The sequence below is a fragment of the Mesorhizobium sp. B2-5-13 genome (genome assembly GCF_006440535.1).
Lineage (GTDB): Bacteria > Pseudomonadota > Alphaproteobacteria > Rhizobiales > Rhizobiaceae > Mesorhizobium > Mesorhizobium salmacidum.
In genome coordinates this window covers 251,868-274,566 of record NZ_VFUI01000008.1, presented here as the reverse complement: position 1 = coordinate 274,566, position 22,699 = coordinate 251,868, and the positions used below count along the sequence as shown (strand labels likewise).

The 22,699-nt window shown below is 60.7% G+C and carries 27 protein-coding genes and 1 tRNA gene; 19 read left to right on the top strand and 9 right to left on the bottom strand.

Annotation, left to right across the window (positions count from 1 at the left end; genetic code table 11):
- Window positions 1-202: 202 nt before the first annotated feature.
- Both FJ434_RS16550 and FJ434_RS16545 read right to left on the bottom strand, forming a co-directional pair.
- On the bottom strand, window positions 203-916 hold the full coding sequence (locus tag FJ434_RS16550) for an RlmE family RNA methyltransferase (protein ID WP_140753019.1): 714 nt from the start codon (window positions 914-916) through the stop codon (window positions 203-205).
- Between the two features lie 25 nt (window positions 917-941).
- Window positions 942-2,306, bottom strand: a complete 1,365-nt coding sequence (locus FJ434_RS16545) for a Ppx/GppA phosphatase family protein (protein ID WP_140753053.1) — start codon at window positions 2,304-2,306, stop codon at window positions 942-944.
- Between the two features lie 55 nt (window positions 2,307-2,361).
- On the opposite strand from FJ434_RS16545, the gene FJ434_RS16540 reads away from it, so the two are divergent.
- The 3 genes from FJ434_RS16540 to FJ434_RS16530 all read left to right on the top strand — a co-directional run bounded on the left by FJ434_RS16540 (window position 2,362) and on the right by FJ434_RS16530 (window position 3,906).
- Entirely contained in the window at window positions 2,362-2,634 is a 273-nt protein-coding gene (locus tag FJ434_RS16540) for a hypothetical protein (RefSeq protein WP_140714292.1), read from the top strand.
- An 85-nt stretch (window positions 2,635-2,719) separates the two neighbouring features.
- A complete protein-coding gene (locus tag FJ434_RS16535) occupies window positions 2,720-3,652 on the top strand; it encodes a lysylphosphatidylglycerol synthase domain-containing protein (RefSeq protein WP_140714289.1) in 933 nt (310 codons plus the stop codon).
- 180 nt (window positions 3,653-3,832) lie between these two features.
- Window positions 3,833-3,906: transfer RNA gene (locus tag FJ434_RS16530), tRNA-Gln, on the top strand.
- Window positions 3,907-3,973: 67 nt separating this feature from the next.
- Here the strand turns inward: FJ434_RS16530 and FJ434_RS16525 are convergent.
- Window positions 3,974-5,236 carry a site-specific integrase gene (locus tag FJ434_RS16525; RefSeq protein WP_140753021.1) on the bottom strand — a complete coding sequence of 421 codons (1,263 nt, stop codon included), beginning with the start codon at window positions 5,234-5,236 and terminating at the stop codon, window positions 3,974-3,976.
- Between the two features lie 148 nt (window positions 5,237-5,384).
- On the opposite strand from FJ434_RS16525, the gene FJ434_RS16520 reads away from it, so the two are divergent.
- The 12 genes from FJ434_RS16520 (at window position 5,385) to FJ434_RS16460 (ending at window position 14,772) form a co-directional block, all read left to right on the top strand.
- On the top strand, window positions 5,385-5,873 hold the full coding sequence (locus FJ434_RS16520; RefSeq protein ID WP_140753023.1) for a MerR family transcriptional regulator: 489 nt from the start codon (window positions 5,385-5,387) through the stop codon (window positions 5,871-5,873).
- Between the two features lie 36 nt (window positions 5,874-5,909).
- Window positions 5,910-6,101: a DNA-binding protein gene (locus FJ434_RS16515; RefSeq protein ID WP_181166176.1), complete on the top strand. Its 192-nt coding sequence runs from the start codon at window positions 5,910-5,912 to the stop codon at window positions 6,099-6,101.
- Entirely contained in the window at window positions 6,098-6,283 is a 186-nt protein-coding gene (locus tag FJ434_RS16510; RefSeq protein ID WP_140753025.1) for a hypothetical protein, read from the top strand. The genes FJ434_RS16515 and FJ434_RS16510 overlap by 4 nt, the downstream gene beginning before the upstream one ends.
- A 325-nt stretch (window positions 6,284-6,608) precedes the next feature.
- Window positions 6,609-7,052: a hypothetical protein gene (locus FJ434_RS16500; RefSeq protein WP_140753027.1), complete on the top strand. Its 444-nt coding sequence runs from the start codon at window positions 6,609-6,611 to the stop codon at window positions 7,050-7,052.
- Window positions 7,053-7,748: 696 nt separating this feature from the next.
- On the top strand, window positions 7,749-8,405 hold the full coding sequence (locus FJ434_RS29805) for a hypothetical protein (protein WP_181166175.1): 657 nt from the start codon (window positions 7,749-7,751) through the stop codon (window positions 8,403-8,405).
- Window positions 8,405-8,983, top strand: a complete 579-nt coding sequence (locus FJ434_RS16490; protein ID WP_140753029.1) for a hypothetical protein — start codon at window positions 8,405-8,407, stop codon at window positions 8,981-8,983. Before FJ434_RS29805 ends, FJ434_RS16490 begins: the two co-directional genes overlap by 1 nt.
- Window positions 8,980-9,174: a hypothetical protein gene (locus FJ434_RS16485; RefSeq protein ID WP_140753031.1), complete on the top strand. Its 195-nt coding sequence runs from the start codon at window positions 8,980-8,982 to the stop codon at window positions 9,172-9,174. The genes FJ434_RS16490 and FJ434_RS16485 overlap by 4 nt, the downstream gene beginning before the upstream one ends.
- A complete protein-coding gene (locus tag FJ434_RS16480) occupies window positions 9,171-9,662 on the top strand; it encodes a hypothetical protein (protein WP_140753033.1) in 492 nt (163 codons plus the stop codon). The genes FJ434_RS16485 and FJ434_RS16480 overlap by 4 nt, the downstream gene beginning before the upstream one ends.
- Window positions 9,663-10,400 carry a hypothetical protein gene (locus tag FJ434_RS16475; RefSeq protein WP_140753035.1) on the top strand — a complete coding sequence of 246 codons (738 nt, stop codon included), beginning with the start codon at window positions 9,663-9,665 and terminating at the stop codon, window positions 10,398-10,400. It abuts the gene before it with no gap.
- Window positions 10,401-10,402: 2 nt separating this feature from the next.
- Entirely contained in the window at window positions 10,403-10,636 is a 234-nt protein-coding gene (locus tag FJ434_RS16470; protein WP_140753037.1) for a hypothetical protein, read from the top strand.
- On the top strand, window positions 10,615-12,414 hold the full coding sequence (locus FJ434_RS16465) for a hypothetical protein (RefSeq protein ID WP_140753039.1): 1,800 nt from the start codon (window positions 10,615-10,617) through the stop codon (window positions 12,412-12,414). The genes FJ434_RS16470 and FJ434_RS16465 overlap by 22 nt, the downstream gene beginning before the upstream one ends.
- Window positions 12,415-12,486: 72 nt before the next feature.
- Window positions 12,487-14,772, top strand: a complete 2,286-nt coding sequence (locus tag FJ434_RS16460) for a hypothetical protein (RefSeq protein ID WP_140753040.1) — start codon at window positions 12,487-12,489, stop codon at window positions 14,770-14,772.
- A gap of 9 nt (window positions 14,773-14,781) precedes the next feature.
- Here FJ434_RS16460 and FJ434_RS16455 read toward each other — a convergent pair whose 3' ends face one another.
- The gene (locus FJ434_RS16455) at window positions 14,782-15,066 is read right to left on the bottom strand and encodes a hypothetical protein (RefSeq protein ID WP_140753043.1); all 285 of its coding nucleotides are present in this window, start codon (window positions 15,064-15,066) and stop codon (window positions 14,782-14,784) included.
- A gap of 47 nt (window positions 15,067-15,113) precedes the next feature.
- The gene (locus FJ434_RS16450; RefSeq protein ID WP_140753045.1) at window positions 15,114-15,347 is read right to left on the bottom strand and encodes a hypothetical protein; all 234 of its coding nucleotides are present in this window, start codon (window positions 15,345-15,347) and stop codon (window positions 15,114-15,116) included.
- 350 nt (window positions 15,348-15,697) lie between these two features.
- Between FJ434_RS16450 and FJ434_RS16445 the strand changes: the two genes are divergently transcribed.
- Together FJ434_RS16445 and FJ434_RS16440 are read left to right on the top strand one after the other, a co-directional pair.
- Window positions 15,698-15,883 carry a hypothetical protein gene (locus FJ434_RS16445; RefSeq protein WP_140753047.1) on the top strand — a complete coding sequence of 62 codons (186 nt, stop codon included), beginning with the start codon at window positions 15,698-15,700 and terminating at the stop codon, window positions 15,881-15,883.
- Window positions 15,880-16,296: a hypothetical protein gene (locus tag FJ434_RS16440; RefSeq protein ID WP_140753049.1), complete on the top strand. Its 417-nt coding sequence runs from the start codon at window positions 15,880-15,882 to the stop codon at window positions 16,294-16,296. Before FJ434_RS16445 ends, FJ434_RS16440 begins: the two co-directional genes overlap by 4 nt.
- A 657-nt stretch (window positions 16,297-16,953) precedes the next feature.
- Here the strand turns inward: FJ434_RS16440 and FJ434_RS16435 are convergent.
- Window positions 16,954-18,294 (bottom strand): calcium-binding protein, encoded by a 1,341-nt coding sequence (locus FJ434_RS16435; RefSeq protein WP_140796813.1) that lies wholly within the window; start codon window positions 18,292-18,294, stop codon window positions 16,954-16,956.
- Between the two features lie 500 nt (window positions 18,295-18,794).
- Here FJ434_RS16435 and FJ434_RS16430 point away from each other — a divergent pair, with 500 nt between their 5' ends.
- Entirely contained in the window at window positions 18,795-19,424 is a 630-nt protein-coding gene (locus FJ434_RS16430; protein WP_140749047.1) for a hypothetical protein, read from the top strand.
- A gap of 39 nt (window positions 19,425-19,463) precedes the next feature.
- On the opposite strand, the gene FJ434_RS16425 is transcribed toward FJ434_RS16430, so the two are convergent.
- On the bottom strand, window positions 19,464-19,856 hold the full coding sequence (locus tag FJ434_RS16425) for a hypothetical protein (protein WP_027143100.1): 393 nt from the start codon (window positions 19,854-19,856) through the stop codon (window positions 19,464-19,466).
- A 69-nt stretch (window positions 19,857-19,925) separates the two neighbouring features.
- Window positions 19,926-20,612: a D-lyxose/D-mannose family sugar isomerase gene (locus FJ434_RS16420; RefSeq protein WP_140507247.1), complete on the bottom strand. Its 687-nt coding sequence runs from the start codon at window positions 20,610-20,612 to the stop codon at window positions 19,926-19,928.
- Window positions 20,613-20,798: 186 nt separating this feature from the next.
- Between FJ434_RS16420 and FJ434_RS16415 the strand changes: the two genes are divergently transcribed.
- A complete protein-coding gene (locus FJ434_RS16415) occupies window positions 20,799-21,857 on the top strand; it encodes a D-TA family PLP-dependent enzyme (protein ID WP_140749050.1) in 1,059 nt (352 codons plus the stop codon).
- 4 nt (window positions 21,858-21,861) lie between these two features.
- On the opposite strand, the gene FJ434_RS16410 is transcribed toward FJ434_RS16415, so the two are convergent.
- Entirely contained in the window at window positions 21,862-22,623 is a 762-nt protein-coding gene (locus FJ434_RS16410) for a heme ABC transporter permease (protein ID WP_140749053.1), read from the bottom strand.
- Between the last annotated feature and the right edge of the window lie 76 nt (window positions 22,624-22,699).

The following is a 22,699-nucleotide window of genomic DNA, read 5'->3' as shown; positions in this document are numbered from 1 at the left end:
CGTGCTCTACCGGCGGAGCCAGCCGGCATGAGGCGGAGTCTGCCCAAAATCCGCCGCAAGGGTGGCCCGAGGCCCCAAGAAACCGGGCAAAATACCCCGCCAAGGCGGCCCGATCGCCTTTCAAAAAACGCCCATGCATCACGTGCGCCAAATATCGGCTCCCGTGCAAAGGCCTCCTTGTGCAAGAGGAGAAGGGAGAGCGTTACTCCCTGCTCGGCTCTCGCCCCTTGAAGTCCTTGGCCAACAGATAAAGCTCCACCGACTCATCGCGCGATGCCGGTGGCTTGACGTGGTGGACGGAGCGGAAATTCTTCTTGAGCATGGAGAGCAGCTCGTTCTCGGCGCCACCCTGAAAAGTCTTGGCCAGGAAATGGCCGCCGGGCTTCAAGACCGACAGCGCGAAATCGGCCGCCACCTCGCACAGATGCATGGTGCGGATATGGTCGGTCCGCTTGTGGCCGGTGGTTGGTGCGGCCATGTCGGACAGCACGACATCCGGATCCCCGCCCAGCGTTTCGGAGAGCTTTTGCGGAGCCTGCGGATCGAGAAAATCCAGCAGCAGCACCGGCGCGCCAGGCACGGCGTCCATTTCGAGATAATCGATGCCGACGACATGCGGATGCTCGGCCGTCGATTTCGTGCGCGCGGCCGCGACCTGACACCAGCCGCCGGGGGCGGCACCGAGGTCGATCACCTTCATGCCGGGTTTCAAGAGGTTGTGCTTGTCGTCGATCTCGATCAGCTTGTAGGCCGCGCGCGAGCGATAGCCGTCGGCTTTGGAGCGCTGGACATAGGGATCGTTGATGTGGCGCTGCAGCCAGCGGCGCGACGATTCCTTCAGGCCGCTTTTCTTCTTGATCCGCGTTTTCAACACGCGAATGCTGGCGGACCCTGGTTTTTCCGGTTTCTTGGTCATTGCCTGATTTCTTGTTTGAGCATGATCATGCCGTAGCACGTCCATCGTTGCGCCAGACGCCGTCATCGGCCATCAGCTCGCTCAATATGCCCTCGCGCAGGCCCCGGTCGGCGACGCGAAGCCGCTCCGAGGGCCAGACGGCGCGGATTGCCTCGAGGATAGCACAGCCGGCGAGCACGAGATCGGCGCGGTCAGCACCGATGCAGGGGCTGGCGCAGCGCTGCTGGAAATCCCAGCCGACCAGCCTCTCCACCATGCGGTCGACGCTGTCGCGGTCCATCCACAGGCCGTCGACCCGGCGGCGGTCGTAGCGTTCGAGGTCGAGATGGACGCCGGCCAGCGTCGTCACCGTCCCCGAAGTGCCCAACAGATGGAAATTCGGGCTGGCCTTGAGATGGCTCAACCGATCGCGGCCCTCGAAAGCGGCCAGCCTGCCGGCGACGTCGTCGACCATGGCGGTGAAGATCTCGCGCGTTACGGTGCGGCCGCCAAAGCGTTCCGCCAATGACACGACGCCGACCGGCAGCGATGTCCACGAAACGATATGGTTGGCGAGGCGTGGCGAACGGCGGCCGGTGAGATCGATCAGCGCTATCTCGGAGGAGCCGCCGCCGATGTCGAACAGGACGACGCCTTGCGTGTCGCGCTCGACCAGCGAACCGCAGCCGGAAACCGCAAGGCGGGCTTCGGTCTGGCGGTCGATGATCTCGAGCTTCAGGCCGGCTTCGCGTTCGACACGATCGAGGAACTCGACGCCGTTTTCGGCGGTGCGGCAGGCTTCGGTGGCGATCAGCCTTGCCTTCCTGATCTTGCGGCCGCGCAGTTTGTCACCGCAGACCTTCAGCGCCTCAACCGCGCGGTCCATCGCCGGCTGGCCGAGCCGGCCATTGGCGGTGAGCCCCTCGCCCAGCCTGACGATGCGTGAGAAGGCATCGATGACGCGGAACTGGCCGTGACGCGTGGGGACGGCGACCAGCAGCCGACAATTGTTGGTGCCGAGGTCCAGCGCCGCAAAGACCGGAAGCTCGTGCACCGGCGGCCTGCGGTGTCCTTGCTCGGGGCGTGGGATTGGAACGACGGGCGAGATCGCCGCAGCGGCAACAGGCTTCAGCTCCACTGCCGCGACAGCGGCCTTGCCTTGTGCCGGCGATCGATTGTCCCCGGGGCGCGCATCGTCGCGCGCAAAAACCTTGCGCCCACGCCTTCGCTTGCGCCGTTTCTTGGGCTTGCCCTTCTGGCTGTGGGTCGCGTCGCCTGCCTGCCCGTTCACGGAGCGAGGCTCCGTCGGGCGGCGTTGCTGCCAACCGGCTGTGCCCGGGCCTGACGATCCCGGGGAAGCGCTGGACGCGCCCACCTCCGGCGCCCCTGCGCCGGTGTCGCGGTCTTCCACTGTCGTTCCTTCCGGCGCCGCGCGAACCGGTGACGGACGCAGCAGGCGCTTTGGCATGTTTCAAGTTGCGGCCAGATTAACAGTGCTGTGGCCGATCACCAAGGGCCGCATGCTGAATTTTGCCGGCCGGGGCGCGAACCGCCTTTTTCGCTGCACCGCCGTAATGTACCCGCAAGGCTGGATTGATAACGCGGCGCCAGCGAAGACCGCGCCCGTCGAAGCCGATGCCCTCGCCGCTTGTCAGCGTTTTGCGCCCTGTCCAGTGCAGGCAGGTCTTGCCGGCATCAGGCGCGACAAGTGTTCGCGGTTGAATAGCCGGCTTCAATGAGGCATTTCTGAAATGAATGGGGAATGCGGGGCGGTTGGCCTCTCGACAGAAAGGAAGCGGATACACAACGCATGGCAGTCGGGCAATGAACTGGAAACGCTATTTCTGGCCGGTCGTCGGCATCGGCGCGGTGATCTTCTCGCTGCTGCTGCTCTGGCATGAATTGCGCGGCATCTCGCTGGATGACGTCTGGGACGGGCTGGCGGCCATTCCGGCTCGCGACTGGATACTGGCAGGCTTGAGTTCGGTCGTTGCCTATGCCGCGCTCGCCGGCTACGATCACATCGCGCTGCTGCATATCGGGAGACGAGTGTCGTGGCTGTTCGTCACGCTCTGCTCCTTCACCACCTATGCGCTGTCGCACAATATAGGCGGCTCGGTGTTTTCCGGCGCCGTCATCCGCTACCGCGCATACGGCACCAGGGGCCTGACCGGCCAGGAAGTCGGCGTACTGGTGGCGGTCTGCTGGATAACCTTCGTGCTGTCGACGATACTCGCCTCGGGCCTTGTGCTGGTGTTTGAGCCGCAGATTATCGACCGATTCACCGGCATCGCCCATCACGGCCTGTCGGAGGCCGCAGGCATCGCGATGCTGATCCTCATCGCAGCCTATATATTCGGTAGTTGGCTGCATCTGCGCCCGTTGACGATCGGCAGCTTCCAATTGCACTATCCGGCGCTGCCGATCGTCGCACGGCAATTGCTGATCGGCCCGATCGAACTGATCGCCGCCGCGGCGATCATTTTCTTCGCCCTGCCCGGAGTGCACAATCCCGGCTATTTTGTCGTGCTGGGCGTCTTCCTCGTCTCCTTCTCGGTCGCCCAGATCTCGCATGCGCCGGGTGGCCTCGGCGTGTTCGAGGTGGTGTTTCTGGCCGGGCTTTCCGACATGGAACCGGTCGGCGTGCTGGCGGCGCTGCTGGTGTTCCGGCTGTTTTATCTGATCATCCCGCTGTTTCTGGGCCTGGGCATCGTGCTGTTCTTCGAACGCTCGCAATTCAGCCGCAAGGAGAGCTGAGGCATCGGATCGGACTTTGCACCCGCGTTGTGCGCGCCATATGAACTCGGCGCCTGATACCAGCGGCCGAAACGTTGTGATTGAACCGCAGAGCAGGCTTGACTATTTTCCGCTGGCGGCTACAAGGCAGCGCTCAAGCGGCTCAGCCGTTCGGCCCGCGCGGTCCATGACCGCGCCTGCTGGGGAATAGGTTAACGGTAGACCCACGGACTCTGACTCCGTTAGTCCTGGTTCGAATCCAGGTTCCCCAGCCAAGCAATTTCAATCACTTAGGCCAGTCCAGACATGTCGACCGAGCCGCCATGTCGCGTTTGTGTCGCGTCAAGCGCCAAGCAGGGACTTTTCCGCCGCTGCCAATGCCTCGTGATCGTTCGTGCTTGGGAACAGGTGGCCGTAGGTGTCGGCCGTCATGACGATGCTGGAATGCCCCATGCGCGCCTGTACCGTCTTGATGTCCTTGCCCTGCCCGCCAGCTTCCTTCGGGTTGATCAACCAGCTTGCATAGAAGTGCCGCAGCGCGTGCAGGCCGGTGTATTTCGCGGCCATGACTGGATTGCCATCCTTGTCGACCTTGGGCTTCCCATTCCTGTCCAGCGCGGGAACCGTGAGGCCGGCGGCGATCTGTGGCGGGTGCAGGCCGCGTGTCACGATGTTGGCGTGAAACTCGATGTTGCCTTCCCCATTCGGGAACACTAGGTCGAGCTTCCCCTTCGGGCATTTCAGCTTCCACTCCCGCAGGGTGTTGACGACCATCGGCGCCAGCGGAATGGTGCGGTCCTCGCCAGCTTCAGATTTTGGCAGGCCGATCGGGTTATACCCTTCATCGACGTATTTCTTCGCGTGGTACTTGTCGGCGCGCTGCCGTACGTGCAGCTCGCCCGCCTTCAGATCCACATCGGTCCACCGGAGGCCCCGCAATTCGGATGAGCGCAGCCCGGTAAAGATGGCGGTAACGATGAGCGGGCGATGCCAGCCCGTGGTTTTCTCAAGGATGAGGCGGATTTCTGCCGGGGACGGTATGTCGATGCCGACCTTCAGCTTCGCCTTGCGGTCGCCGTTCGTCTTGCGCTTCCGGCGTGTGGACATGTCGTGCACTACGTTGCGAGCGACGAGGCCGCGCTCCTGAGCATCCGCCAACAGTGAACCCAGGCTGACAGTGACGCGCTTGATCATGTCGGCGCTGCACGGCTGATTCTTGGTGCCGTGCGGTTCGGCTCGGAGCCGGTCTTGAAACTGGCGCACAACCGGAATGCTCAGTTTCGAGAGGCGCAAGCCGCCCAGGTAGGGCAGGATATGCTCGTTCAGGTGTTGGCGGCGCTGGTCGAGCGTCGTGCGCTCAAGGCCCGCTGCCGTGCCATCCTTAAGCCAGTAGACGCCGGCTTCCTTCACAGTGACGGTAGCGCGGTCGGCGACGTGCGTCCCCTCGTCTATGGATACGGTTGTCTTTGCCTCCCATGCATCGGCATCCTTCTTTTTCTCGAAGGTCTTCAGCCGGCGGGTGCCCTGCCCGTCCACATAGTCAACAATCCAAGCCTCTTTCTCGACGCCCTTGGCTGTAGTCCATTTGCGCTTGCGTACCGACATTGCCCAGCCCTCTAACGGAATTGTTTGTACCGTGTTGCACTATGTCGCAATTACTCCGCTTGTCAATGGATGCGATTTTCGGGGGATGCTTGACACTCGACGGCGATAATTGTAAACAAAAGACGCTTTACGTCTTTGCAGGTGCTTCATGGAATACACCCTTTCGGATCTGGCCAAGATCACCGGCGCCAAACGTCGGACAATCCAGCTCTGGGCCGAGGCTCGCGTTATCCAGACGGACGACGTTCATTCAGGGTCCGGAACCTATCGCAAATACTCTCGGCAAGAGGCTGCGATTGCGTGCCTCATGGTCCCCTTCGCCAGACTTCAGATGTCGATCGGTCAGCTTGCGATCATCTCGAATGGCATCCGGGGACATCTGAATGGCGAGGGTGACGGCAACGTCTATTGGAAGGACATCGAGGCAAGCATTGCCGGGACGGCCAAGTGTTATCTCATTGTCAGTGCGTTTGACGGTGCTGATGAGGTCGTCCCGGTTTCGCTCTATGTTCCCAAGCGCCAAGCCGGGAGCGCGCAGTACGCCGGCATCGGCGCGATGATGGCGATGCACGAATCTGAACCCGGCGCCATCAGTCTGTCCCTGCTGGTCAACACCCACGTAAAAGCGTTGCGTTGAGTTTTTTTGAGCTAACAAAAACGGAGAACGTCTTTGATCAAAGATATCGCTTCCAATCCAATCGATCTGGTGTGGGGCTGTGCCGCCATCGCCAGAGTGATCCGGCGCACACCGCGTCAAACCTTCCATTTGCTCGAAAGCGGCTCGCTGCCTGCCAAAAAGGTTGGCGGGCGATGGGTGATCGAGCGCGGCAAGCTCCTGGCCCTGTTCATGGAGGACGCGGCATGACGAATTCTGGTGTTGATCACGAGCTTTCCGACAAGGCCGATGAGGCCGCCGTCTGGCTTACCGCGAATTGGTGGAAGGCTGAACGTCCCCTGGTCCCGTTCCTACGCAAGCGCTTCGGCTTGTCCTCTCATGAGGCGATCGAAGCGATGCGGGAATCTGCTCGCATGAAGGGGCTCAAATGAGAAACCCTGAAAACGAGACCGCCGCGCCGATGGGCTCAATCATCAGCAGCGGCGGGATAGCTAAAACGTCACGCCACACACCTAGCGCTTCTCGCCCTACCCCGCAAGACAAATGGCGGGCGGCCAACCCCCTTGCCATATGGGCGCACGCTGCCCTCCGGTCGGCAATCAACCGCGGCCTGATCCAGAAGGAACCTTGCGAGGTTTGCGGCGCCTCCGAGGTCGACGGGCACCACGAGGACTATGGCAAGCCTATGGAAGTCCGCTGGCTCTGCCGGTTGCACCACAAGGGCGAACACAAGCGCCTGAGGTGCGAGGAGGTGACGTGAGGAAGGCCACTCGCCAGTTTCACAAGGTCGGCCCGGACGTGTGGCGTTCAAGGCGCTTCCTGGCCCTTACGAACGACCAACGGCTGCTGTGGTTCTATTTCAGCACTGGACCACATCAAACCAGCGCGGGGTGCTGCAAGGTGCCCCCTGCCTACGCTGTGGCCGATCTAGGCTGGACCATGGAACAGTATCAAGGCTGCCTTTCGGCGTTGGTAGCTGGCGGCCTGATCGACCATGACCCTGACACGGATGAGATCTTCGTTTGTCGATGGTTTCAGACCTCGCCACCTACCAACGGCAAGCACGCCGCCGGCACCTACAACCGTATCCTGAAGCTGGAAAGCGCCGAGCTTCAAGAGCGGGTCGAGCAAGTGTTTGGTGAGACCGAATTCGGGGCGATGTTCATGTCGACACCCTCAATCGCCAATTCGAAGTCATAGCCTATGGATAGCCTATCGGAACCCTATCGATACAAACAGATACAGAACCAGAACCAGAACCAGAACCAGAGATCAGAACCAGATCCAAAAGCAGATCGCAGAAGCAGAACACAGACGGGGCTCTTGAGGAAGGAAGAAGGAATGCGCCTATCACCCAAGACACAGCTTGCCCTCGATGCTCTTGACGATGCAGCAGCAGGACGCGGAATGCGTAAGTTCGGTGAAGCTTGGCCAGGATGCGATGTGGTCCTTTCCGAGCAATGGAGGAAAGAGTTCTACCTCCTCAGCACCGGCAGAAGCCCAGAGGCTAAGAAGAAGGCATTCCAGAGGGCCAGGAAAGCACTGACAGAAGCTGGGGTCATTCAGTTCCACCAGGAGCATGTATGGCGCCGTCCCGTTTGTCCCGGCTGAAATGGGGTTTGTTTCGAGTTCTGAAATAAGCCCGCGTTCCAGAAGGACGCGTCCCAACTTTTTCCTGAGCCTCCAAAGCCGCATTGCCAATGGTTTCCACCTATTCCGACAAGCGGATTGTTTATCCGCTATTCACAACCTAACTATCTGTTTTATAAGCATCTTTTATAGCATGTTGCGAGCATGTTGCGCTGATGATAAATTCACAGCCAGTGATTTGGAGCCGATTTAATGCCCGCAGATACAGCTACGAAAGCCCCTCGAAAGCCGCAGACTAGAACGCGGGTGAGCAACGGCAAATCCACCGTGGCGGCTGATGGTCGGTTGACCTGGGTGCGTCGCCTCAAGGATCTCATCGAAGCTCATGAGCACGATCTTGGCGGGACGGACACCCTGAGCCAGGCCCAGCGGTCATTGGTGCGCCGTGCTGCCACTCTCAGCGTTGAACTGGAGCGCATGGAGGCGACATTCGCCACGGCAGGCCAGATCAGCGCTGAAGACCTGGACGGCTACCAGCGGGCCAGCAACACGCTTCGCCGCCATCTGGAGGTGCTTGGCCTCAAAGAGCAGCAGCGCCCCGCGATAGAGCCGGACGAGGATCGGCATGGCATCGGCCACGTGGTCAGGAGAATCAAGGACGACATCGACATGTACAGCACGTGTGTTGGCAGGCAGGAAGCCAAGTACGATATCGCCCGACGCATCGCCTATGCCGTGGCCCTTGCCAAGGACACAGGGCAGCCTTTGCCCCCGCTCATTGCCGAGCTTGCTGTCAAGCTGAGGCTTGCTGATTACGCCGATAGCGAGGTGTTGGACGCTGAGGCTGAGGAAGTCACAGTCGCTCCTACTCCCGAGCCCGTTGCCGAGGAACGCCAGCCCGAGCCCGTCGACATGTCCGGCATCGTCCAGGGGCCATGGAAAACCGACAGGAACATCCTCTGATGGACTTCGCCAAGCGCCGCGCCACCGCAGAGACACGGATTGCAGCCCTACAGCAGGCCCGTGGTGTTGCCATGCTCGATGCCAAGAGCTTCGACAGTCGTGAGCTTACAGCCCTGGAAACCGAACTGGACGCCATCAACGCCGCAGAGGGTGAGGCCGCCCGCCGCGTACGCGAGGCAGTAGCAGCCGCAGAGAAGGCCCGTATCGCTTCCCTGAGGACAAAGCTCGCCAAGGTGAACGAAGAGCGCCTGGAGGCCGCAGGACAGGCAGAGAAGGCCGCTCGGGACTTCACAGAGCAGACAAAGCTCTGGATTGCCGCCAATGCCGATGCCGCCCGCCTTGTGCGCAGTCTGAACAAGACAGGGGGCGGCGCGGGCCTATTCGATGCCGGCGAGACCGAGCAACGTATCTCACGCTTCCTGACCAATGTCCTTAAGCCGCTGACCGGCCTCGGGCGCAAGCTCGGGCAGATCACCTTCCCCGACTACTGGAACCGCTTCGACGGCTCTTGGGCTGAGATCGAGCGCACCATCACCGAACCCGAAATCCTGGCAATCCTGAAAGGCACCGACGCATGAGACACCCGCTTGAACCGATATGCGACGGCAAGGCCGCGCTGGAATACACCACGAGCATGGAACCTGGCCCGGAAGGCAAGCCGATCATGTGGCTCTGCCGAGCCGATGGCGAGCGCCTGGAGAAGATCGCCGGCAGGCAGCAGGCCGAAGACCGCGCCACTGCCCTCATTGAGAAGGGAAACCTCCCATGAGCAAGACAGCCCTGAGTGCAGCGGAACTGAAATCCGCCGACCGGCAGGCGCCCGAGATCGATCCGGCCGGCGTTACCCTCCAGTCAACCGGCTTCGCATGGCGGGAGTATCTGGTGCGCGTCCCGGCTGACTTCGTGGCCGATGACCTCAAGCTCCCGGAAGTTTGGCGCAAGCTGCAGACCGGCAGCCGCAACGGCCTGAAGAAGTTCGATCACCTGTTTATCGTCGCCTTTGACGAAAGCTGGCTGGCTGAGGCCATCGTCGCCAGTGCAGACGGCAAGGGCGCGGTCCTCTGCAAGCCCAGGATCACGACCATGCCAGAGCGGTATGACAAGCTGTTCAGCGACGGCACCTACAGAATCGAGTGGAACGGCTTCGGCTTCGTCACCGTGCGCATCAGGGATGGTCATGTCATGACGCAGCCGGTGCCGAACGCCGCCCTTGCCGAACGTCTCCTGGCGCAACTTTATCCGGCGAGGGTCGCGTAAATGGCGAACGAACTTACAGTTTCCCAGAACTCTGGCGCGGAGCTTGAGCAGGCCCCCGCGACAAGTGACCTTGCGGCTGGCGATCAGGGGGGATTTGCCTCTCTCCCTGCCGATGCCAGCCGCAAGGCCGTAATCCAGGCGATCATGCGAACCGACATCGACCGGTACTATGCCGAAGGTCTGGATCGGGAGTATGCAGCGCTTCTCCAGGCCGAGACGGAGGGGGGCAATCCCGACGCCGGCAATCCTACGGCGCCGATGCCTGCGGATGATGCCCGTGTGTCCCTGTGCAGCTCGCAAGCCGGTCAAAAGCTGGTCTACGAGTGGGAGCGCATGGGCGGCTTCAAGGCCCATCTTTCCAACGTCCAGAAGGATGTCGGCGCCATTGTCCGCGAGACCGGCAACAATCGGGCGCAACGGGTGTTCATGGAGGAGTTTTCCCGTTCCGTGCCGCAAAGCGTCGAGATCGCCATCATGGACGAGGTGGCCAGCGGCAGGCCCTATGTGCAGCCCGCCGGCCAAGCGGAGATCGACATCTTCGCCAACAGGCCAGCCGGCAAGATCCTCGTGCAGTCCTGGGGCAGCGAGGCCCCGGAGAAGGTGGCGATCCTGCGCACCCGCGCATTGCGGATTGTCCAGTCCATAAGCGAGGACGACGCCGCCTGCTTGTGGGCTTGGCTCGATGACCAGGACACGGCGGTTGTCGTGAAGATTTTCCGGCAACTGGCGGGCGGCTGAAAATGGCTGAAGATTTGCTCGGTCCCACTGAAAGCATCGATGCCGCCCCAAAACAAGGAGAGGCGCGCGAGCGGCTGGCCTTCAGGCTTCAACGGGAGTTCCGCCCAAGGACTGAACATGGCGACGAAGTTGAGTTGGCAGACTACGACGCAACACAGCTCGCCGACATCATCGCTGAATATGTTAGCGCCTGCCTTACCCCAAAGGAGGGGACATGGATCCGATCCTCAATGTGATGCAACAGAACGTGCCGGCTTTCGACGGCCCGGAACCGGCCTGGGACGTTACAGACCACCCTGCTTATGGCAGCATCCCCCTGGGTCTGTCTCGCGTAAAGCCTGGCGCGAACGCCTTCACCGGCTTCCCGGCTCAATACGAGGGCGCCACCCCGGCCGCTCTGATGCACTCTGCCTTGAATGAGCCGCTTAGCCTTTTCTCGACGCTGGAGGAGAGCGCCAAATCGGGCGTGCTGGACAGCTTCTATCTCGGCTCACTGATCAGGAAGGTAACCACTGATCCGGGCGCGCCGCAGTGGGCCAATCGAGGTGAGAGCCCGGAAAGCTATCAGGCTCGCCGCGCGGCTGCCAATCCGCTGACCGAGGATCAATACAAAGCTTCCGCGTCGTATCGGGCCGATATTCCTTGGGACAAGGGCATGACCGATACGCGGGCCGCCGCGCTCGCTGATTCCTATGACGCGCAAAAAGTACGTGAGTATTTCACACAGAAGCGTCCTATCACAGCGTTCATAGGCAATATGGGTGGGCAAGCGCTCGACCCCATCAACTACATTCCGATTGTAGGTGAGGCGGTGAAATCAGCGCAGATCGCCCGCTTCGGCTATGTCGGGGGTCGCCTCATCACTGGTGCCGCTGACGCTGCGCTGAATACCGGTATCGCCAGCGTGGCCACACAGGGCGAGCGGGCGAAGTTCGGCGACGATGTGTCGTGGCAGTCGACCGTTTCCACCATGGCGATGGCTGCGCTCATTGGTGGCGCCTTCGGAGCCGTCCACGGGGTATTTGAAGGCCGCGCGCCGCGCGTCGATCCACAGATACGAGCCCGGGCAGAGGAAAACCTGTCGACGTTGAAGAACGTCCAGGAATCCCGCATCGCGCTCAATGAGGGCATCGACGCCGTTGTCCGGGGCGAGGATGTCAATCTCTCGCCGAACGCAACCGAACCGCTTGCGCGCATTGCCCAGGACGTGCAGCGCATCGAAGCAACCCGCCGCGCGACCGTGGATGCAGCACCCGTCACCAAGGCGGCGACCATGGAAGACGTTTCCGCATCCTACAAGGCAGTTGCGGTCGCGCACCCGGAACTTGACCAGGCAGCGAGCCCGTCCAGCTTCGATAGCCTCATGATCGCCGATCTACAGGCCAAGGGCTTCGACGGCATCGCAGGGGACGCCAAGGCCCGGCCAATGCCGCTTTCTTTCGACCCAGCAACGATCGATGTTCCTGTGGTTACGAAGGCGCCAGTCTTTGGTGGCCTCGACCCCAATCTGAACCCGTCCATCCCTGAGTTTGCCGCGGCTGTTTCGGCCAAGGTTTCGGAGGCCAGCATCGCAAGCCTCACGCGCCGATATGAGATCGGCAACCGGATGCATAACCGGCTGCTGCGCTGGCTGGACCCCAAGACCGGGCTGGGCTTCGGTCGCTTCGACAATCACGAGATGTTGCCGCAGTTGATCAGCTATCACCAGCGGGAGCTACAGACCGCCGCAAGGCCCATCGACACGAGCAGGCCGGCGCTGGATTCCCTGCCGGAAGGCCACAAGGAAGCACAGGCCAGAATAGGCAAGCCCGACGATCCTAAAGCCACTGCCGACCAATACCGCGTCGATCTGAACACCGGAGCGTTTCCCGAGGAAGCGGACCTTCATCAGCTTGCCGTGGAAGGCAGGATGACCCCGGAGGACGTCGCCGCCATGACGGAAGCACACACCCAATTCGATCAGGCCCACGCCTACGGAGAGGCTTTGAAGTCCCTGGCAACCTGCTTGATCTGATGCCGATCCGCGCCTTCGGCAAGCGCGCAATGGAACGTCGGATGACGTCCCGTCCCTTAGATGGAGCCCTTTATGACCTCGATTCAAATCGACCGAAACGACGGCTTGTCGTCAGCGGTGGCGGTGAAAGGTCCGTGCAAGGCCGCCACCAGCTCGAACATCACGCTGTCCGGTGAGCAGACCATCGACGGCGTGGCCTGTGTGACCGGCGATCGCGTGCTGGTCCGGGCTCAGACCACGGCTTCGGATAACGGCATCTGGAAGGTCGATACCGGCGTGTGGTCCCGCGCCAAGGATTTCAATAACAATCGCGACGTGAAGACCGGGACCATGGTCCTTGTTACCGGCGGAACGACAAGCGCAGCCCTCTGGCAGGTGACCACCGCCAACCCGATTGCGATTGGCAGTACCAGTCTAACCTTCGGCAAGGCGCTGATCCAGCCGACAGCGGCAGCCGTATTCGATGCGCTCTCCCCGACTACGACTCGCGGCGACCTGATCTTCCGCAACGCCACGACAAACACGCGTCTTGCAGCGTCAACCGCAGGCTATCTGCTTCAGACCAACGGCGCTGGAACAGACCCGACATGGGCGGGGTTTCTGCAAGAGGGCACCGGGGCCGCGGTGCGGGATTGGCTGGGCAAGGGACAGGATATCGTAAGCGTCAAAGACTTCGGGGCCAAGGGCGATGCGATATACAACGGCGGCGACGGCATCACCACCAACGGTTCCACCACGGTCAACAGCGCCAGCGGCACCTTCACCGCTGCGGACGTAGGCAAGACGATCATCCTGTCCAAGGGCGTTTCAGGCGGCACGCCGCTTGTCACAACCATCGCCACACGAGTCAGCGCGACTCAGATCACCCTCGCCACCCCGGCCACGAACGCCGCCACGCAATCGTATTATTATGGCACCAACGACACGACGGCCATCCAGAACGCTGCCAATGCGGCAGGAGCCCTACATCGCGCTCTGTACGCTCCGGGTGGGCGTTATCTGCACACTGCGACCATAACACTGCCGCAGGCTGCCAACCGCATACTTGGCGACGGCCCCAGCTCTACGGTCTTCATCCAAGGCACCCCGGCTATAAACGGTTTCACCTTTGTAGCTACCGGATCGAACGAGCGGACTGACAGCTTTGCGCTGATTAAGTCTCAGCAGTTCGCCAACCTTAGCGTCATGCGGGCGGCGGGCGGGAATAACGGTGGCATCGGCATCTACTGCCAGTGGCTTCCTGCAACCAACAACCAGGTCTATTTCACGATGGACAACGTTCAGGTCTACACGGATGGAGGTACTGATAGCGCGTGGGGAATAGGCGTCTACCTGTATAACTGCAACGGGTCGAGCATCGTAAACTGCGTCGTCAAGGGGAACAACGCCGACAGTAACCTGACCTCGGCCAACCCCTACACGATGGGACAGGCCCTCTTCTACGACAGTGATGGGACCGCAGGGCAGATCAACCACTATATCAGCCATGTCACAACGGGAGCGGCGTCCTACGGGCTGTTTGTGAATGGATGGTATGAAGGGTTCTTCATCGAGAATTGTTCCTTTGTCCAACATTGGAAAGGTATCTACAACTCGGGTAGCGCGCACCTAAACTCGGTGTTTAACATCGTCAACTGCCACATGGACGTGCGGACGATTGCCCTCGATTTCACCAGCGTCTTCAAGCTCCATGTGGTGAACTGCGATCTGTTCAAGAACGGTGGCGGTGGTGCGCCTGTTGGATTCGCTGCCAACCTCGTCAATATGGTGACGTGTGCTCACGCGCAGTTCATCGGCAACTCATTAGGCACGACTGACACGACACTGCCGATCGGTATTGTGGCCGATGGTAACTGCTACCGCATGATCGTTGAAGGTAATCTGTTCCAATCGATGACCAACGGTATTGTGCTGAACACAACGACCAACGGTGCCATCGTCGCCGGCAACATCTTCTACAACTGCGCGGTGGGTGTCCTCCTCAACACTGGGACGGGTGGGAACATCATCGGTGTCAACAAGTACGATGGGACGTACACCAACCGTATCTCGGACATTAGTGGCACCACGACGAACCAGACCGTCCCCTTCAAGTACACGGCGCAGAAGACCGCCGTTTTCGGGTCGTCGCTGGCCACGCAGACCGTCACATTCACGATCCCGGCAGGCGTCTTTGTGGCAGCGCCACCCTTTGCGACACTGGCGACGTACTTCAACTCGGGCCTATACCCCGTGTTCATCTACGATAGCTCCTCGTCAACGGCCACCTCCCTCGTGTTCCTCGTGAGGGAGTATCAGGGAGCAACCATTGCGGCGGGCACGTATCTCTTCGCTATGACAGCCGAGGCGCTGAACTAGCGCCGGAGATCACCGGCCGGCCTTAAGGGCGTCGACTTCGTTGCGCAGCTCTCTGACCTCTGCCTCTAGAGTGTCGATGCGCCTTGCTGCCTCCAGGCCATTGCTGTCGGCTTGGAGCGCTGCTTTTGAAAGCGTCCTTAACGTTGCCTGCTGGTCGTTCAGTGCTTGCGCGTGTTCGTTTATGAGGTCCACATGCTCGTTGTGGAGGCAGAGCAGATAATTGATCGCGCCGTTTACGTCGCTTCTCATTTGAAAGCATGATGCAGAGGCGGGTGTTGAGAGGGTGGCCGCCAACAGTGCGACTCCAACCAGTACAGGGACAGCGCGTTTCTGCCTGTCTGTCATTGGAGGTTGGCAGCGATTTGAAGTCCAGTGCCCAAGACGATCAGTATAAGACCGCCCAACCCGTATTTGTCGTATCGCCTCTCAAGCGCCACCTCCTCTTCATCGATTTGTTCGATGATGATGTTGGTTGTGCCTCCTGTCCGGACTTTGTACGGCATGCCGTAGCGGAAAAGCACGATCACCCCGGCAAGCGAACAAACCGAACCCGCTATATTGAAAATTGCCATCATCGCTGTACCCCCATTGCAAGGAAATACATGCGTCGCAAAGCGATTGCCCCGCAAGGGGATGCTTGAATTATTAACCGAATGAGAGCAGCATGTCCGTGGGCGTGATAACCCGGACCAGTGACGACCTAAAATCGTTGGCGCGATCTAAAGTCGTTTGTCCCCTTTTTGGGGATGACGCGCAGCTTGGCGGCTACCGCGAACGGCCTTTCTATAGGCCGGGGGCGGTAGTCATGTCCAGCGGGAAACCGTAAAAGCTGCCGGCCTGTCTCACTGGCAGGTTATCACCCCCCGGCTTTGGCGCCGTTCGCCATGCGGGCCGTGATAGCCCAAGGGACCAGTGAGAAAACCCAATGACCCAACATAGAATCAGCATTGAAGAGATGCTGGACGAATTGCCGCCCGTCGAGCGGGAACGCCTTTGGTGGCAGATCTACCAGGTTCTCAAGATCATCGAAGGAATGATCGCGCGCGGCGAGGATAAGTCCGTCATCAAAGCCTACATCGCCAGCAGCCAGAAGTGGGAGGAGGTGCAATGAACGCGCCCGTCAGGCTTCTGAAGCCCTACGGGATGCCACTCGGCACAGATCCCCGTACATGGCGGCAGGCGATCGAAAAGCAAGTGAACGACCTCCTAGACCGCGCGATGAGCCTCATCACGGCGTTGGACTGCATGGAAGCGGACTGCGACCTTGAGGACGGCGCCGACGCCGAACCCTGGCTTGCATGGTGCGAGCGCGGCCCGCAGACTGTGTTTTCCTTCCATGACGGGAGGGGAAGCCCCTACGATGATCGGGAGCAGGACAACAGCGACGACGAGGACGACGGCACGCTGGAGCCCACCCTAGGCGCGCCGAACCGTCACCACAATCAAGAGCATTGGGCGGCTGGAGCCCGGGGCGATCATGAAAGGGAGGTTTGCGTCGACCGCGAACAGCCCGACCACCATTAACCGGAAACTGGTTTATCGATTCGGCCCGCTGCCTCACGGTGGCGGGCTTTTTCGTGTCGCGAGCATGTCGCGTGGAGTTGCCGATAGACTTTTGTAATCCTTGGGAATCAACGGAAACGGTTAGTAGGGCAGCGCGACATGAAAGCCCCCTACCCTACCGGTAATCGCTGATTTTAAACGATAAATTCTCGACACGATGCGCCACAAACCACGGACTCTGACTCCGTTAGTCCTGGTTCGAATCCAGGTTCCCCAGCCACTTCTCTTTTTAACAACAAAATCAAGCAGTTAAGGCGCGTTAGAAAACGCTAAGAGTTACATGCTAGTTGACTAATTTTGCTATGCTGATGCGGCCGCCGTTTCCGCAGGTCAATCGAACGGTTGCCTGAAGGCGGCACAGACTTCGCCTCGGTTCCATTCGCAGCACCAGATGTAGGAGCTTCTCGTTAGGAAGCTGCCGGACGAACAGTCGGCTGGCTTCGCGACCCAGTCCAGGAGCCAAACGCCGTCGTCCATGGATGATTCTTCACGTTGCCCATAAACGTCGGCCACATTGATCGTGACAGACGCACATGCGCCGGCCCTTGCAATCAGCGGTGCCATCACCAGTTCGGGCCGATGGCGGCGACACCACTATCGGTGCGATCGCAGAAGTGATCAAACGACGAACACGTCGTGATAGGTCAGGGCCGCCCCGGGCTCCAGATGGGCGATTTCCACCTGCGGGGCCGATTTCGAGCCGTCGGGATCATAGGACAGAACGCCGGTGGTCCGGTCGTAGAGCAGGTAATCGTTGCTGTGGGCGGCGTGTTCTTGCAACTCGAAATACGACGAGTTCACCTGTGTCGGGCTGGACAAGGAACCGGGGCCGAGCTTGGTGAAGACAGCACTGTCGAGATAAAGCGCGTCATGTTCTGCGTCGAAGTCGGTGATTGTGTCGACATTGCCGGGGCCATAGGCCGTGTCAAACACGAAGGTGTCCTCGCCCTTGCCACCAGTCAGCACGTCGTTGCCACCGAGGCCCCGCAGAGTATCGTTGCCAGCCTGGGCATCAAAGGTATTGGCCCCGCCGGTGCCGACAAATGTATCGTTGCCGGTCGTTCCGTGGGTCGGGTCCGTCGGAGGTGGCGGTGTCGGGTCGGTCCCGTCATGGGCTGCATGCCAGGCCGCCTTGGCGTGGTCCCAGTAATCGCGGGCCGCCTGGCCTTGAAGGACCGTCCAGCCAGCGGGGGGCATTGGATAATTCGCCGGCAGCGGCGTGTCGGAGAGGTTGAGATAGTAATTGCCGTGCGACTCGACCGTCTTGTCCCAGGCCCGCTGCACCCGCTCCAAGCCGTTGTGGTGAACGTCGGTGATCGCCACAACGCAGTCGACAAAGTGCAAGCTGGGTACGATGTCGTTGGCGCCTGTGCCCTTGTCGAGTTTGAATGGCGAACCGTGGGTCATCACGCCCTTGCGAAGATACTCTCCCATGCCCAGAAGCATGCCATCCATGGTGACCGAGTTGCCAGACCCATTCACCTCACCGTCGCCAAGGCTCACTCCGGAAAACACGTGGTCGAACAAGGAATCTCGGATGGTGCCGCCGATGACGTCGTCGTCCTCGACCGCGTCGTCTCGTGAGTTGCCGACATAGCTATCCTCGATAAGAAAGGTGCCAGTGCCGCCGACACGGATGCCATCCCAGGGCTGGGTGATCGTAAAGTCGTCGATGACAAAGCTGTGGGCTGAATTCACACGGACTGCGGCGGAGTTGACGTAGATGTTCTCCCAGTCGCCGGTTTGGGAGACCGTGCCGTTGATCGTGCCGCCGAAAGCCGTGAGGTTGTCGCCGGGGTTGACGACCGCGAAGGGATAGAGGTTGGTGGGGCTTCCCTGATTGGCAACGATCCACGAGGCGTTGGTGGCATCGATTGTGGTGTCGGCGGGCAGGTTTGATGCCTTATATTGGCGGTAGCCATAGTCGCCGCTCAAGACAATGGTGTTCGTATTGGCCATGTTTGGCCACCTTTCACACCCCCGCCCTTTTTTCTGCCCAAACGCCTGAAGCCAGAAAGGCCTACACCTACCAGAGCCCTGTTAACCATATCGTGCAAATCACAAAATGTAAAAATAATGGACGTCCCTCGCAAAAAAAGCTGTCGCGCAGCGATTTCAGCGGGGCCCGACGTCCTATATGCCTATATGCTTGGCGCATTAGCACGGGAGAAAGGTGTGTCCCGAGAGCGTGACGCGCATATGTGGCGCGAAGCCGGGAAGCTTGCGGCGTCTGGCGACTATGAAGGATGGCTTGCCATTGAATGGGAGCTTCGTAGCAGAGGATTCTCACGCGCCAAGCTGCTGTTTGATAACGACCGGGTCCGCGAAAAATTGGATGACATCTGTAAGAAGGCACAGGAGCAACGCGCCCACGCCAACCGGACCTAAAGGCCAGAAGCGCGGCGATCTTGCCCTTCACCGATCGCATGTGGGCTGCCATTCCCGTATAAGGCCGCCTGATGGTCACTGACACGGAGTTCATCCGCGAAAGCATCAGCCAAGGCTGCGTGATGCTGGCCGATGGCGAGTTCTTCATCGACAGGTTGGTGAAGTATGTCGGCAACGGGAGGGTCCGATGGCAGGTCGAATTTCGTGGACATCGAATCGAACTGACGACCGGCCAGCTCAAGAAGCAGCCTACGTTCCGAAGGAAGATGCTCGAACAGGCCGGCGTGCTGCCGTCTCAGCGCACCGGGGCCAATTACAGGCGATGGGCTATCGATCTGAGGAAGAACGCTATCGAGCTTCCTTGGCGCGATAGACCGGTCGATGCCGGATTCACCGTCGACAGGCTTGTCAGCCATGGGAGCGTCCGGTGGATAGTTGAATACCAAGGCAAGGCAATCAAATTCACGACCACCAAACTGCGCAGGCAAACCAGTTTCCGCAAGAGGATGCTGCTCAAGGCCAAGGTGCTGCCGCCCCAACTTGACCCGGTTGCCTATCGGAAGTGGGTGGACTGGCTGATTCAAAACGCCACGGAGGCGGCACCGCAGACCAGCGATGCCTTGATGACCGAGAAAAGTTGGCTTGACGACCTGCCGGAGCTAGCCGGCTGGCAAAAAGAAGCGCCACCCGAAAGCGACTAACAGGGCGCTGGCCGACCTTCCCAGGCGGTTAATTTCCGATCATGGAATGCTGAAGGGCACCGATTCCGCAACCGTTCCATCAATGGCCAAATCAACACGATAGGTGCCCTCCGGCCATCCCGCCGTAGGTTTGGTGAGTTGTGAATCAGCCTCGTTGTTCGCTCCGACGTCGAGGTCGACCTTGTCGATAGTATAGTTTTCCGGTGCGGCGCCGTGGGAATCGACCGAGACCCAGGAGAATGTGATTTTCGATGTGGGCGCGATATCCACCAAATCGGCCGACACATAAATCACCGGTGTGTCGACAGGGAAGCTGCTCTGAGGCGTTCCCCCGTCCTTCGTCGCGGAAAGGACAATGTTATCAAAGCCGGCCGCATGGGCCGGCAAGCTGAGGGCCGCCAAGGCGGCAACGGCAACTAGAACTGATTTCAAGACTTACTCCTCGGACTTGGTTACCGGCCCGCAAATCTGGGGGCGAATTGGCGCTAAGGGCGGATGCATTCAGCCCAGCCATTTGTCATAGTCGGCCACCAGCAAGTGCAGTGGCTGCGTGTCTTCCTCGATATCGGCGAAACGGCCGATCGGCTCGCGGAAGACATTGTCGGTGCGATCGTCATTGACGGTCGATACCTCGCCGATCAGGACATCCTTGCCTTCGGCCCAGAAGGCGTGCCAGACGCCGGGCAAAAGCGTGACGCTCTGGCCCGGATCGAGCTTCAACAGCCCGCCCGCCGGCAACCTGTGGATGGTTCCGTCGACCGGCACCGACACCTCGGCCTTGGGGTCGATACCGCCATCGCGGTCATGCATGAACAGTTCAAGCACCAGCTTGCCGCCGCCGCGGTTGATGATGTCCTCGGCCTTGATGTTGTGGCGGTGCATCGGCGACATCTGCTCCTTGCGCGAGATCATGATCTTCTCGGCATAGAGCATGCCCATGCCCTTCTTCATGTCCTCGTAGCGACCGTTGCGAACGGTGAACAGGAACAGGCCGAGATCGTCGAACTTGCCCTGGCCGTAGTCGGTGATGTCCCAGCCGAGCCGTGAGGTGAAGATAGCCGAGGAATCGACCTGACGCGCCTTCATCTCTTCCGGCGACCAATAGGCGAAGGGCGGCATGATGTAGCCGAACGAGCGGATGAAAGCGTCGGCTTCGCGGATGATATCGTTGATTGCGGAGCGTTTCATGATCATGACCCCTGGTCTCGGTTTTTCCGATAGATCGCATAGCCGAACGCCGGTGCGGTGTCGATCCATTCTGCTTATTCGAGCCTTGCGCGTTCCCGACCATGGCCCACCGATCGGGTTCGCCTGCGGCGTGACATCGCTTGCTTTCAGGCCCATAAACCCTGCGAATTTTCACAGAGATAGCCGATGCCGACCATCCATGACCTCGATACGCCGTCGATCCTCATCGACGCCGCACGCGCCGAAGCCAACATCGCCAGAGCGCAAGCCCATGCCGACAAGAACGGACTGAAGCTCAGGCCGCACATCAAGACGCACAAGCTGCCTTATTGGGCGAAGAAACAGGTGGCGGCTGGCGCCGTAGGCATTACTTGCCAGAAGATCGGCGAGGCCGAGGTGATGGCCGATGCCGGGCTGACGGATATCTTTCTCCCCTACAACATCCTTGGGCGCGCCAAGCTCGAACGGCTGAAGGCGCTGCATGGTCGCGTGAAGCTGTCGGTGACGGCCGACAGCGCGCAGACGCTGGAAGGGCTCGCCGCCACCTTCATCGATGCCGGGCACCCGCTATCGGTATTGGTCGAATGCGACACCGGCATGGGACGCTGCGGCGTGCAGACTGCCAATGAAGCGGTTGCGCTGGCGAGGTTGATGGACAAGGCCGGCGGCCTTGCCTTCGGCGGACTGATGACCTATCCGGCCGCCGGCCGGGCCGTGGAGGCCGAAGCCTGGCTTGCCGACGCCAAACAGGCGCTGGCCGCCTCGGGTCTCGCTTGCGAGCGCATCTCCAGCGGCGGCACGCCTGACATGTGGCGTTCCGCCGATGCCTCCGTCGTTACCGAATACCGGCCCGGCACCTATATCTATCTCGACCGTTACCAGGTCGCCAAAGGCGTCGGCGGCCTAGACGATTGCGCGCTGACGGTGCTGGCAACCGTGGTCAGCCATCCGACAGCGTCACGCGCCATTCTCGATGCCGGCAGCAAGGCCTTGTCCAGCGACACGCTGGGGCTAAAGGATTTCGGAGAGTTGATGGGCGTGCCGGGAGCGCTGGTGACGGGCCTGAGCGAGGAGCACGGTACGGTCACGCTGTCGGGCGATGGCAAGCTGCGCATTGGCGAACGCGTGCGTGTGGTGCCGGACCATTGCTGCGTCGTCACCAACCTGTTCAACGAGGTCAATCTGATCGACGGTGAGAAGGTGCTGGGAACGCTGCCGGTGGCGGCACGCGGACTTATGGGGTGAATTTCTAGGCCGGACGCTCCGCCTGCCGCGCCGCCACCCGCCGCATGGCAATGACGCGGCGGCGCCGGATTTCGGTGCGCATGGCCATCAGATGGAGCGTGAAGAAGAGCGCGGTGAAGCCGACGGCCATCACCAGCAGCGGCCAGAGCAGGCTGGGATCGATGGTCGGGCCGCCGAGCCTGAACACGGAAGCCGGCTGGTGCAGCGTGTTCCACCAGTCGACCGAGAATTTGATGATCGGGATGTTGGTGAAGCCGACCAGCGTGATGATGGCGGCGGCCCAGGCGGCGCGGCTGGCATCATCCAGCGCACGGGTCAGCGCGATGATGCCGAGATACATCAGGAACAGCACGAACACCGAGGTCAGCCTTGCGTCCCAGACCCACCAGGTGCCCCACATCGGCTTGCCCCAGATCGAACCCGTGATCAGCGCCAGCGCGGTGAAGACCGCACCGATGGGGGCCGCTGATTTGAGCGCGACGTCGGCTAGCGGATGCCGCCAGACCAGCGTGCCGAGGGCAGACAGCGCCATCAGCGTGTAGCACATCATGGCGAGCCAGGCGAAAGGCACATGGATGTACATGATGCGAACGGTGATGCCTTGCTGGAAATCCTCGGGCGCGGTGAAGCTCATATAGAGGCCGACGGCGAGGACGAGCGCGGCGAGCGCCGCCAACCACGGTACAAGCTTGTCGGCCATCCCGACGAACCGCGTCGGATTGGCAAGATCGGCCCAGCCGCTCAGGCGTGAGGTGGTGTCACTCATGCGACTTTACATAGACCGCCGATGCGTTTGGGGCAATCGAGCGGTGGTGTCGCAGGCGTAGAAGCGTCTTCCTTCC